Annotated in this window: 8 protein-coding genes and 1 pseudogene; 6 read left to right on the top strand and 3 right to left on the bottom strand. The window is 61.5% G+C overall.

Annotated elements, in window-relative coordinates; translation table 11 throughout:
* The first annotated feature begins 51 nt into the window (after positions 1–51).
* From AB4N92_RS19005 to AB4N92_RS18980, 6 genes and pseudogenes are all read left to right on the top strand, one after another.
* Positions 52–1,206 carry an efflux RND transporter periplasmic adaptor subunit gene (locus AB4N92_RS19005; protein ID WP_010212312.1) on the top strand — a complete coding sequence of 385 codons (1,155 nt, stop codon included), beginning with the start codon at positions 52–54 and terminating at the stop codon, positions 1,204–1,206.
* 3 nt (positions 1,207–1,209) lie between these two features.
* On the top strand, positions 1,210–4,371 hold the full coding sequence (locus AB4N92_RS19000; protein ID WP_010212313.1) for an efflux RND transporter permease subunit: 3,162 nt from the start codon (positions 1,210–1,212) through the stop codon (positions 4,369–4,371).
* Positions 4,368–5,825 carry an AdeC/AdeK/OprM family multidrug efflux complex outer membrane factor gene (gene adeC / locus AB4N92_RS18995; RefSeq protein WP_010212314.1) on the top strand — a complete coding sequence of 486 codons (1,458 nt, stop codon included), beginning with the start codon at positions 4,368–4,370 and terminating at the stop codon, positions 5,823–5,825. The genes AB4N92_RS19000 and adeC overlap by 4 nt, the downstream gene beginning before the upstream one ends.
* Before the next feature lie 199 nt (positions 5,826–6,024).
* Positions 6,025–7,274: pseudogene (locus AB4N92_RS18990) on the top strand (OprD family porin).
* A gap of 90 nt (positions 7,275–7,364) precedes the next feature.
* Positions 7,365–8,867 (top strand): M91 family zinc metallopeptidase, encoded by a 1,503-nt coding sequence (locus AB4N92_RS18985; RefSeq protein ID WP_236267432.1) that lies wholly within the window; start codon positions 7,365–7,367, stop codon positions 8,865–8,867.
* A 118-nt stretch (positions 8,868–8,985) separates the two neighbouring features.
* Entirely contained in the window at positions 8,986–9,885 is a 900-nt protein-coding gene (locus AB4N92_RS18980; protein ID WP_021492377.1) for a polysaccharide deacetylase family protein, read from the top strand.
* Between the two features lie 133 nt (positions 9,886–10,018).
* Here AB4N92_RS18980 and pcaC read toward each other — a convergent pair whose 3' ends face one another.
* From pcaC to AB4N92_RS18965, 3 genes are read right to left on the bottom strand one after another with little or no spacing between them, the layout of a single operon-like run.
* Complete coding sequence (gene pcaC, locus AB4N92_RS18975; RefSeq protein ID WP_010212318.1) at positions 10,019–10,417, bottom strand: 4-carboxymuconolactone decarboxylase; 399 nt, start codon at positions 10,415–10,417, stop codon at positions 10,019–10,021.
* 10 nt (positions 10,418–10,427) lie between these two features.
* Positions 10,428–11,219 carry a 3-oxoadipate enol-lactonase gene (pcaD, locus tag AB4N92_RS18970; RefSeq protein WP_021492378.1) on the bottom strand — a complete coding sequence of 264 codons (792 nt, stop codon included), beginning with the start codon at positions 11,217–11,219 and terminating at the stop codon, positions 10,428–10,430.
* Positions 11,220–11,229: 10 nt separating this feature from the next.
* Positions 11,230–12,585 carry a 3-carboxy-cis,cis-muconate cycloisomerase gene (locus AB4N92_RS18965; protein ID WP_236267431.1) on the bottom strand — a complete coding sequence of 452 codons (1,356 nt, stop codon included), beginning with the start codon at positions 12,583–12,585 and terminating at the stop codon, positions 11,230–11,232.
* Positions 12,586–12,591: the final 6 nt, after the last annotated feature.

Here is a 12,591-nt window from a genome sequence, read left to right as displayed (position 1 = left end):
ACCCTTCCACCCTTCTTGTGCGCATCCTGCGCGCCTGACCCGAGGATCTTCATGCAACTTAAGCCAGCTGTTACCGCTCTGGTCACTGCCGTCGCCCTGGCATCGCTGCTCAGCGGATGTAAAAAGGAAGAAGCGGCTCCGCCCGCTCAAATCCCTCAGGTCGGCGTGGTCACTATCCAACCGCAAGCCTTTACGCTCACCTCCGAATTGCCGGGTCGCACCACCGCGTACCGCATTGCGGAAGTGCGACCGCAGGTCAACGGCATCATTCTCAAGCGCCTGTTCAAGGAAGGCGGCGACGTGAAGGAAGGGCAACAGCTCTACCAGATCGACCCTTCGGTGTATGAAGCCACCCTGAAAAGCGCACAAGCGAGCCTGACCCAGAGCAAGTCGATCAGCGACCGCTACAAGCAGTTGGTCGATGAACAAGCCGTCAGCCGTCAGGAGTACGACACTGCCGTCGCCAACCGCATGACGTCGGAAGCCAACGTGCAAACCGCCCAGATCAACGTGCGTTACACCAAAGTGTTCGCGCCGATCTCCGGGCGTATTGGTCGTTCTTCGGTGACCGAAGGCGCACTGGTCAGCAACGGCCAGGCCGATGCCATGGCCGTGATCCAGCAACTGGACCCGATCTACGTCGACGTCACACAGTCTTCGGCAGAAATGCTGAAACTGCGCCGCGACCTGGCCAGCGGCCAACTGGAAAAAGCCGGCGACAACGCCGCCAAAGTCAAGCTGACCCTGGAAGACGGCAGCGCCTATGGCGTGGATGGCAAGCTGGAGTTCTCCGAAGTGTCGGTCGACCAGACCACCGGTTCCGTGACCCTGCGCGCCGTGTTCCCGAACCCTGACCACACCTTGCTGCCGGGCATGTTCGTTCACGCCCAGTTGCAAGCCGGTGTGAACAGCAAGGCAATCCTGGCCCCGCAGCAAGGCGTAACCCGTGACCTCAAGGGCACTCCAACAGCGCTGGTCGTCAACGCCGACAACAAGGTCGAGCAGCGCGAACTGGTGGCCAACCGTACTTACGGCGCCTACTGGCTGGTGGAAAAGGGCTTGAACGCCGGCGACCGTGTGATCACAGAAGGCTTGCAGTACGTCAAGCCGGGCGCCGAGGTCAAGGTCAAGGCGGCCGACAACGCCAAACCTGCTGACGCCGGCAGTGCTGCTGCTCCTGCTGCCGCTGCTGGCAAAGGGGAGTAATCCATGTCGAAATTTTTTATCGACCGCCCCATTTTCGCCTGGGTTATTGCCCTGGTGATCATGCTGGTCGGGGCACTGTCGATCCTGAAGTTGCCCATCAACCAATACCCGGCCATCGCGCCGACCGCCATCGACATCCAGGTGACCTACCCAGGCGCGTCCGCACAAACCGTGCAGGACACCGTGGTGCAGGTCATCGAGCAACAGCTCAACGGTATCGACAACCTGCGTTATGTTTCCTCGGACAGTAACTCCGACGGCAGCATGACCATCACCGTAACGTTCAACCAGGGTACCAACCCGGACATCGCCCAGGTTCAGGTGCAGAACAAACTGAACCTGGCGACTCCACTGCTGCCGCAAGAAGTGCAGCAGCAGGGTATCCGCGTGACCAAGTCGGTGAAGAACTTCCTGATGGTGATCGGTCTGGTGTCGGAAGACGGCAGCATGACCAAGGACGACCTGTCCAACTACATCGTGTCGAACATCCAGGACCCGATTTCCCGGACCGCAGGTGTCGGTGACTTCCAGGTGTTTGGTTCGCAGTACGCCATGCGCATCTGGCTTGACCCAAGCAAGCTGAACAATTACCAGCTCACGCCAGTGGATGTCAGCACCGCGATCTCCGCACAGAACGTGCAGGTGGCTACCGGCCAACTGGGTGGCCTGCCTGCCCTGCCCGGCACTCAGTTGAACGCGACCATCATTGGCAAGACGCGCCTGCAGACGGCGGAGCAGTTCGGCAACATCCTGATGAAAGTCAATACAGACGGCTCCCAGGTACGCCTGAAGGATGTCGCGCGTATTGAGCTGGGTGGCCAGAACTACAGCATCGCTGCACAGTTCAACGGCAAGCCGGCTTCCGGTATGGCGATCAAGCTGGCTTCGGGCGCCAACGCCCTGGACACCGGCAAAGCAATCCGTGCCACCGTAGCGCAGCTCGAACCCTTCTTCCCGCCAGGCATGAAGGCGGTGGTGCCGTATGACACCACCCCGGTCGTGACCGAATCGATCTCCGGTGTAGTCCATACCCTGGTTGAAGCGATCGTGTTGGTGTTCCTGGTGATGTTCCTGTTCCTGCAGAACTTCCGTGCCACCATCATCACCACCATGACCGTACCGGTGGTGCTGTTGGGTACCTTCGGGATCCTGGCGGCGTTCGGTTTCACCATCAACACCTTGACCATGTTCGGCATGATCCTGGCCATCGGCTTGCTGGTGGATGACGCCATCGTCGTGGTGGAAAACGTCGAGCGGGTGATGGCCGAGGAACACCTGTCGCCCAAAGAAGCGACGGTCAAGTCCATGGGCCAGATCCAGGGTGCCCTGGTGGGTATTGCCCTGGTACTGTCGGCGGTACTGTTGCCGATGGCATTCTTCGGTGGTTCCACCGGTGTGATCTACAAACAGTTCTCCATCACCATCGTTTCGGCCATGGCGTTGTCGGTACTGGTTGCGCTGATCTTCACCCCGGCCTTGTGCGCCACCATGCTCAAGCCGATTGACCCGGAAAAACACGGCCAACCCAAGCGTGGTTTCTTCGGCTGGTTCAACCGCACCTTCGACCGTGGCGTACTGAGCTACGAGCGCGGCGTGGGTAACATGATCAAGCACAAGATCCCGGCGTTCCTGGTGTACGCACTGGTTATCGCCGGCATGATCTGGCTGTTCATGCGCATCCCTGCGGCGTTCCTGCCCGATGAAGACCAGGGCGTGATCTTTGCCCAGGTACAGACGCCGGTCGGTTCTACGGCTGAACGGACGCAAAAAGTCATCGACGATATGCGCATCTTCCTGCTCAACGACAAGGAAGGCGAGCCGGGCGAAGGCAAAGGCGTGAAATCGGTATTTACCGTAAACGGCTTCAACTTCGCCGGTCGTGGCCAAAGCTCGGGCCTGGCCTTTGTGATGCTCAAGCCGTGGGACGAACGTGACGCCTCCACCTCGGTGTTCGAGATCGCCAAGCGCGCCCAGGGCTACTTCATGCAGACCTTCAAGGACGCCATGGTATTTGCCATCGTGCCGCCGTCTGTACTGGAACTGGGTAACGCCACGGGCTTCGACGTGTTCCTGCAAGACCAGGGCGGGGTCGGCCACGATAAATTGATGGCGGCGCGTAACCAGTTCCTCGGTATGGCAGCACAAAGCAAGATTCTGGCAGGTGTGCGCCCCAACGGCGTGAACGATGAGCCGCAGTACGAGCTCACCGTCGACGACGAGAAGGCCAGTGCCCAAGGCATCACCCTGTCGAGCATCAACCAGACCCTGGCGATTGCCCTGGGTGGCAGCTACGTCAACGACTTCATCGACCGCGGTCGGGTGAAGAAGGTGTACGTGCAAGGTGAAGCCGCCAGCCGCATGTCGCCTGAAGACCTGAACAAATGGTACGTGCGCAGCGACTCCGGGAAGATGGTGCCGTTGTCCGCCATCGCGTCGGGCAAGTGGATCTTCGGTTCGCCGAAACTCTCGCGCTACAACGGTGTAGCGGCGATGGAAATCCTCGGTACTCCGGCACCGGGTTACAGTACCGGTGACGCCATGGCCGAAGTCGAGCGTATTGCCAAGCAACTGCCGGCAGGTATTGGCTATGCGTGGACCGGTCTGTCGTACGAAGAACGTCTGTCCGGCTCCCAGGCACCTGCGCTGTACGCCCTGTCGCTGCTGGTAGTGTTCCTCTGCCTCGCGGCACTGTACGAAAGCTGGTCGATCCCGATCGCGGTGATCCTGGTAGTGCCCCTGGGGGTTGTGGGTGCGTTGATAGCGACCAGCATGCGCGGGTTGTCCAACGACGTGTTCTTCCAGGTGGGCCTGTTGGTGACGGTGGGCTTGGCGGCGAAAAACGCCATCCTGATCGTGGAGTTTGCCAAAGAGCTCCACGAACAAGGCAAAGGCATCGTCGAGGCGGCCATCGAGGCGTCACGCATGCGTCTGCGGCCGATCATCATGACCTCCATGGCGTTCATCCTCGGCGTATTGCCGCTGGCGATCTCCTCGGGCGCAGGTTCGGGTAGCCAGCACGCCATCGGTACCGGTGTCATCGGCGGTATGATCACGGCCACTGTATTGGCGATCTTCTGGGTGCCGTTGTTCTTCGCAACCGTATCCGCTGCTGGCGAGCGTAAAAAGACTGACACAACTGAAACCCCTAAAGAGGCTGGCCAATGAGCAAGTCGCTACTTTCCCTAGCCGTCACGGCATTCGTGCTCAGTGGCTGCTCGCTGATACCTGACTATCAGCGCCCCGAAGCGCCGGTGGCCGCACAGTTCCCGCAGGGGCCGGCGTATTCGTCGGCCCAGGCGCCGAGCCAGGCCGCTGCCGAGCAGGGCTGGAAGCAGTTTTTCCATGACCCTGCCCTGCAACAGCTGATCCAGACCGCGCTGGTGAACAACCGTGACCTGCGTGTCGCGGCCCTGAACATCGACGCGTATGCCGCGCAATACCAGATCCAGCGCGCTGACCTGTTCCCGGCCGTTTCGGCCACGGGCAGCGGCAGCCGTTCGCGCACTCCGGCCCGCCTGTCGCAGACTGGCGAGTCGACCATCAGCAGCCAATACTCGGCCGGTCTCGGGATCAGTTCTTATGAGCTGGACCTGTTCGGTCGCGTGCGCAGCCTGAGTGAAGAAGCCCTGCAAAAGTACTTCGCCACTGAAGAGGCACGGCGCAGCACCCAGATCAGCCTGGTGGCCAGCGTGGCCAATGCCTACCTGACCTGGCAGGCCGACAAGGAACTGCTCAAGCTCACCCAGGACACCCTGGATGCCTACGAGCAGAGCTTCAAGCTCACCTCGCGCAGCAACGAAGTCGGCGTGGCCTCGGCCCTCGACCTGAGCCAGTCGCGGACCTCGGTGGAAAACGCCCGGGTTGCCCTGGCACGCTATACCCGCCAGGTGGCCCAGGACGAAAACAGCCTGACCCTGCTGCTGGGCACCGGCCTGCCGGCGAATATCACCAGCAAGCCGCTGTCGGATGACCTGCTCAGCGAAGTGCCGGCTGGCTTGCCATCGGACCTGCTGCAACGTCGTCCCGACATTGTGCAAGCCGAGTACAACCTCAAGGCGGCCAATGCCAACATCGGCGCGGCGCGTGCCGCGTTCTTCCCGAGCATCACCCTGACCGCCAGCGCCGGCACCGCAAGCCCGAACCTGGGCGGTTTGTTCAAGGGTGGTTCGGGCACCTGGTCGTTCGCCCCGCAGATCAACATCCCGATCTTCAACGCCGGCAGCCTGCGCGCCAGCCTGGACTATTCGAAGATCCAGAAAGAGATCAATGTGGCGAACTACGAGAAGGCGATCCAGACCGGCTTCCAGGAAGTGTCCGACGGCCTCGCCGCACGTGAAACCTACAAGCAGCAACTGGATGCCCAACGCGGCTTCGTCGCAGCCAACCAGGATTACTACCGCCTGGCCGAGCGTCGCTACCGCATTGGTGTCGACAGCAACCTGACGTTCCTCGATGCCCAACGCCAACTGTTCAGTGCCCAGCAATCGCTGATCACCGACCGCCTGGCGCAGCTGACCAGCGAGGTCAACCTGTACAAGGCCCTCGGCGGCGGCTGGAACGAGCAGACCGCGAAGAACGAGCCGTTGAAAGAAGAAGCACCGGCGCTGAAGTTGTTCTGATGGTGTTGTAAAAAGTCGCACCGCTGCAAAAAAAACCGCTTCCCTCACCGGAAGCGGTTTTTTTATGCCTCACTTTTGCCCTGATAACTTGCGTTCGATCATCGCCCACAACCCGCCCTTCCCCACTTTCCTCGCCCCCGCACCGCCCCGCACCATGGCCGCCACCTGCATAAACCCAATAACAACAGGTCCTTTCGCCATGAGCACTTTCCACCCGCGCCGGCTGCTGCTGGCAACCGCTGTCGCCAGTCTCGCCCTGCCCGTCGTCGCCGAAGAACACGGTTTTCTCGAAGACGCCAGCGCCAACCTCAACCTGCGCAATTTCTTCTTCAACCGCAATTACACCAACCCCACCAAGGCCCAGGGGGTGCGCAGGAGTGGACCCAGAGCTTCATCCTCGACGCCAAGTCCGGCTTTACCCAGGGCACTGTAGGTTTCGGCGTGGATGTGCTGGGGTTGTATTCGTTGAAGCTCGATGGCGGACGCGGCACCGGGGGCACCCAACTGCTGCCGTTGGATCATGATGGCCGCCCTGCGGATGAATTCGGGCGCCTGGGCGTGGCGTTCAAGGCGCGCATTTCCAAGACGGAAGTGAAGGTCGGCGAGTGGATGCCGGTGCTGCCGATCCTGCGCTCAGACGACGGCCGCTCCCTGCCGCAAACCCTGCGCGGCGGCCAGATCACCTCCAAAGAAATCGATGGCCTGACCCTCTACGGCGGCCAGTTTCGTGCCAACAGCCCGCGGGACGACAGCAGCATGAACGACCTGTCGATGTTCGGTAAAACCGCGTTCACCTCCGACCGCTTCAACTTCCAGGGCGCCGAGTACGCGTTCAACGACAAGCGCACCCAGATCGGCCTGTGGAATGCCCAACTCAAAGACATCTACAGCCAGCAGTTCATCAACCTGATCCACAGCCAACCGCTGGGCAACTGGACCCTGGGCGCCAACCTCGGTTTTTTCTACGGCAAGGACGACGGCAGCGCCCGCGCCGGCGAGCTGGACAACAAGACCTGGTCGGGCCTGTTCTCCGCCAAGTACGGCGGCAACACCTTCTACCTCGGCCTGCAGAAACTCACCGGCAACAGCGCCTGGATGCGCGTTAACGGAACCAGCGGCGGCACCCTGGCCAACGACAGCTACAACGCCAGCTACGACAACGCCCAGGAGAAATCCTGGCAAGTACGCCACGACTACAACTTCGCCGCCCTCGGTGTGCCGGGCCTGACCCTGATGAACCGCTACATCAGCGGCAGCAACGTGCACACCGGCACCGTCACCGACGGCAAGGAATGGGGCCGCGAAAGCGAACTGGGCTACACCGTGCAAAGTGGCAGCCTGAAAAACCTGACGGTGCGCCTGCGTAATTCCAGCATGCGCCGTGACTACAGCAACAATGAGTTCGATGAAAACCGGTTGATCGTCAGTTACCCGATCAGCCTGCTGTAAGACCGAATTACATTTCTGGAGGAACCATCTGAAGCGTCAGGACAATTCCAGGAGACAGGGTCAATACCAGGCCCCCTATAGGGATTACACATGGACGTTTCAAACCGTATTGCACACGTTCAACCCAACCTGCCTGCCGGGGCGCACAGTTCGACGACTGCGCGCCCTACAGCCTTCAACAATAGCCACTATGGCCTTGTATTACGCCCCCGCCCGGTACTCACGCCCGACAACCCGGTCCAAGCTCACCGACACCCCTTTCTGGATGACGGCAATTTAAAAGCCAGCGGCCAGTCGGTGTGGGAGCAAGACAACTCCTTCAGCCTGAACAACAGTCTGATCCTTGAAACCGGCGACAAGGCCGACCAGGTCCATATCAGCCAGACGTACTCCGGCCAACTGGATGTTCGGGTCAACGGCCAGTTATATCGTTTTGACAGTCAGGATAAAGACGGTAAAGCACTCACCTTTCATCTCAAGACCCACGGCGGTAACGACAACATCCGCATCGACGCCAACGTGACGCAGCCCGTCATCGTGGAGGCTGGCGACGGCAATGACCGTGTGCAGGCCGGCGCGGGCTACACCCGCCTGTTCGGTGGTAAAGGCGACGATGTGCTGCGCCTGGGTAGCGGCCTTGGCTATGCCGAAGGTAACGACGGTGACGACACACTCATCGGCGGTACGGGCGACAACGTGATGTACGGCAACAACGGCAATGACCGCCTCTACGCCGGTGCGGGTGCAAAAAGCAAAACCAGCTACCTGGATGGCGGTAACGGTAAGGATTTACTGTACGCGGGCAACGGTCATACCGTGTTGCATGGAGGGCCCGGTGACGATCGCTTGATCGGCCACGATCGCAGCACGTTCTACACCGGCAGTGGCTGCGACAAGGTGATTGCCAATCGCCCTGGCGACCGGATCTACGCTCAAGCGGGCGATACGATCAAGCGCCTCAACGGCTCGGTGTTGACCACCGTCACAACCGACCAGTCGTCGCTTGTAGGTTTTCGCATCAAGGGCTCTGCCGATTTTATTCAAAGGGTCGAAGACGATCTGGCCTTGCTGCGCAGCTCCCCCCAGGGCAAACAGATGCTGGCCGAGATGAATGCGATCGCCCTACGTAATGGCGCACCGGTGATGCTTGTGGAGGATCGGGTCGACGTGGGTAGCGGCTACGTTTATGGCAGTCAGGAACTTAAGGCATTGCTGCAATACGAACGCCCCCCCGTGGTGGGGGACGACCCCAAGTGGGGGTTTATGGTCGACGGTGTGCCGGGGTCTCGGGCTGACCGGGCTGAAATCATCTACAACCGTTCCGCCCTGAACGTACTGGGTGCCAGCACGTACTCACCGATCACGACGCTCTATCACGAAATGGTTCATGCCTATAACGCTGGTAACGGCACGGCTTTATCGGGCTCGACCACTGAAACATTCGAGGGCGAGCAACACGATGTCCCCAACAGCGAACGTCAGGCCGTAGGGCTGCCCACCACGCCCGCGACCACCCCCAACCCCAAACCCTTCACTGAAAACGCCTTGCTTGAAGAGATGGGCAAGCCACTGCGCACACAATACGTGGGCTGACCCCTAGCGATGCTCGTTTGTCAGCCTGTAACCTCCCACCGCCCATCTTGCTGTATGGTGCGCGCCTGCCGCTGCTGATCCACCCCGCAGCGGCCTTCCATTCGAGCCCGCGCACACCATGAAATCCTTCGCCATCGCATCCGCCATGCTGACCCTGGCCTTGAGCCTCAGCGGTTGCATTGGCTCGCCCATCGCCCTGACGCCAGAGACCGAACAGCGCCTGCAAACCCAGGCGCCGATCCGCTTCCTGCTGACCTTCGATGACGGCCCGAGTGCGTCGGGCTACAACAACCCGAGCCGGTCGGTGATAGCCGACCTGGCGCAGAACCCGGTGCTGCCGCAGATCAAGGCGGTGTTCTTCCTGCAGACCGAAGCGGCTCGCTCCGGCGGCAGCTCACGGGGTCGCAAGACCATGGAGCGCGAGTATGCGGCCGGTCACATCCTGGCCTTCCACACCGCCACGGGGTTTCACACCAACCACCGCTGGCTGAACGACGCGGAACTGGAAAGCACCCTCACCCGAGGCGCGGCCGATATCGCCGCGATCACCGGCAGCCTGCCGGTGCTGGTGCGCCCGCCGTTCTGGAATTACGACCGCCGCACCTTCGCCGCCTATCAGCGCCATGGCATGCACGTGCTGCTCACGGATTTAAGTGCCAATGACGGCAAGATCTGGGGCTTCAACGGCAGCCCGCGCAGGCGCGCCAATCTGTATCGACAGTTGTCGGTAGTGCGCGAGCGCATTGCGTTGGGTGAGTTGCCGACGGTGGACGGTGTGATACCGGTGGTGGTGACCTTCCACGACATCAACCGCTACACCGCGCGGCATATGCAGGAGTACCTGCAGATCCTGCTGGACAGCGCCCGGATCAACGGCCTGAAGACGTCCGCGGAGCCCTTCTACACCGACACGGCCCAGCTTCAGCGCGCGGCGCTGGCGCGTACGGTCAAGGATGTGAGTGAAGAGGTGCATCTGCCTGGCGTGTGGAATTGGGTGTGGGACGCCGACTCCCACTGATGTTTAAAACCCGGTAAAGACTAGCGGTGGGAGCAGGCTTGCTCGCGAATGCGATGTGTCAGTCAGCACAGGTATTAACTGAACCACCGCTTTCGCGAGCAAGCCCGCTCCCACGTTTTGACCGTATTTCAACTCAGTCAGCCTGGCGCGACTCGACGCCCAGCTCATCCCACACCGATTCCGCCAGGTGAAACGTCGCGTTCGCTGCCGGGATCCCGCAGTAGATCGCGCTCTGCATCAGCACTTCCTTGATCTCGGCGCGGGTGACGCCATTGCTCGCGGCGGCGCGCAGGTGCAGCTTGAGTTCTTCACTGCGGTTCATGCCGATCAGCATCGCGATGGTGATCAGGCTACGGGTGTGCCGGGGCAGACCGGGACGGGTCCAGATGTCACCCCAGGCATGGCGGGTGATCATTTCCTGGAACTCGCTGTTGAATTCGGTCAGGGCATTGAGGCTGCGGTCGACATGGGCGTCGCCCAGCACTTCGCGGCGCACCTGCAGGCCCTCGGCATAACGTTGTTTCTCGTCCACGAAAAGCTCCTCAGTAGCCCAACAAGAATTCAATGACGCAGTCGCTGAACGCCGCACCGGCCTGCACATTGGACAAGTGCGCCGCATAGAACTCGGCGTACTCGGCGCCCTGTACATGGTTCTGGATAAAGTGGCTGCCCGCAGGCGGTGTGACGGCATCTTCAGTGCCGGCAATGACCAGGGTCGGTACTGTGATCGAAGCCAGTTGCTCGCGGAAATCCGCGTCACGTACCGCTGCACAATTGGCGGCATAACCTTCGGGCGATGTGGCCGCCAGCATGTCGGTAATCTGCTTGGCCTGGTACGGGTTGGCGGCCGCAAAGTCCGCGGTGAACCAGCGTGCAATGGATGCATCGCGCAGCGCTACCATCGCCGCTGCGCCATCACGCAGCACCATTTCAATGCGCGGGTTCCACACCTCGGGCGTGCCGATCTTGGCGGCGGTGTTGCATACCACCAGGCGCTGCAAACGCTGCCCGGCATTGATACCAAGCCATTGGCCAATCAGGCCGCCCATGGACAGCCCGCAAAAATGCGCGCGTTGGATATCCAGTGCATCCAGCAGCGCGATCACATCCTGACCGAGTTGCTCAATGCTGTAGGGGCCTGGGGTAACCAGGGATTTGCCATGGCCACGGGTATCGAAACGCAGCACGCGAAAATGCTGGGTGAAGGCCGGGATCTGGAGGTCCCACATGTGCAGGTCGGTGCCCAGCGAGTTGGAGAGCACCAGTACTGGCGCACCCTCAGGCCCGTCCAATTGGTAATGCAGTTCGCCCTCGGCGAGTTGTACAAATGCCACGGTGGTCTCCTTAAGCAAAGTGTTCGGCTACGGCGCGGGTAACCCAGGTGTGGGCCTGGCCCAGGTAGTGGGCAGGATCAAGCAAACGGTCCAGCTCAATCGCGGACAGTTCGGCGGTGACTTGCGGCTCATCCGCCAGGACCGCACGCAGGTGCCGCCCCTCTGCGACGGCACGCTTGCAGCACTGCTCCAGCAGATGGTGGGCGGTTTCGCGACCGAGGCGCTGGGCAAGCACGATGCTGACGGCCTCGGCCAGTACCAGGCCGTGGGTCAGGTCGAGGTTTTGCGCCATGCGCTGCGGATCGACTTCCAGGCCTTCGCTCACCAGCAACGCCTGATGTAAAGCGCCGGACACCAAACGGCAGATCTCCGGCAGGGTTTCCCATTCCGCATGCCACAGGCCCAGGCTGCGTTCGTGCTCTTGGGGCATGGCGCTGAACATCGTCGAGACCAGGCCCGGCACTCGGGTAGCGGCGCTGATCAGCACGGCCGCACCCACCGGGTTGCACTTGTGCGGCATGGTGGACGAGCCGCCCTTGCCCGGAGCCGACGGCTCGAACACCTCGGCAGCTTCGGTCTGCATCAACAAACTGATATCACGGCCCAATTTGCCCAGGCTGCCGGCGATCAGGCCGAGCACGCTGGCGAACTCTACCAAGCGATCCCGTTGGGTGTGCCAGGGTTGCTCGGGCAAGCTCAGTTGCAACTCAGCCGCCAGCGCTTCGGCCACCGGCATGGCCTGCTCACCAAGCGCTGCCAGGGTTCCGGATGCGCCGCCGAATTGCAGCACCAGCAAGCGCGGTTTCAGCGCCGTCAGGCGCTGGCGGTTGCGGGTAACCGCGCCCAGCCAACCGGCGATTTTCATCCCCAGGGTGACCGGCGTTGCATGCTGCAACCAGGTACGCCCGGCCAAAGGCACGTCGGCATATCGCTGGGCCTGGGCGGCAAGCCTATCCCCCAGGCGCACCAAATCCGCCTCGATCAACTCCACCGCCCGCCGCAGTTGCAGCACCAGGCCGGTGTCCATCACATCCTGGCTGGTCGCCCCCAGATGCACGTAGCGCTCAGCCCCGGCATCTTCACTGGCAATCAACTTACCCAGCGCCTTCACCAGCGGAATCGCCGAATTACCCGCCGTGGCAATCGCCGCGCCGAGGGCATCCACGTCATACAACGAGGCCAGGCACGCCTGGGCGATCGGTGCGACGGCGGCCTGGGGAATCACCCCGACCTGGGCCTGGGCCCGGGCCAAGCCCGCTTCAACATCCAGCATGCCCTGCAAGCGTCCCTGGTCGCAGAACACCTCGGCCATGCTGCCCGCCGTGAAGTAAGCGTCGAACAATTGATTGCTCGTGCGCAAAGTCATAACGCG

This window comes from Pseudomonas sp. S3_A09 (assembly GCF_054668065.1).
Note: the sequence above shows the minus strand (reverse complement) of the source record. Positions and strands in the feature narration are given on the sequence as shown.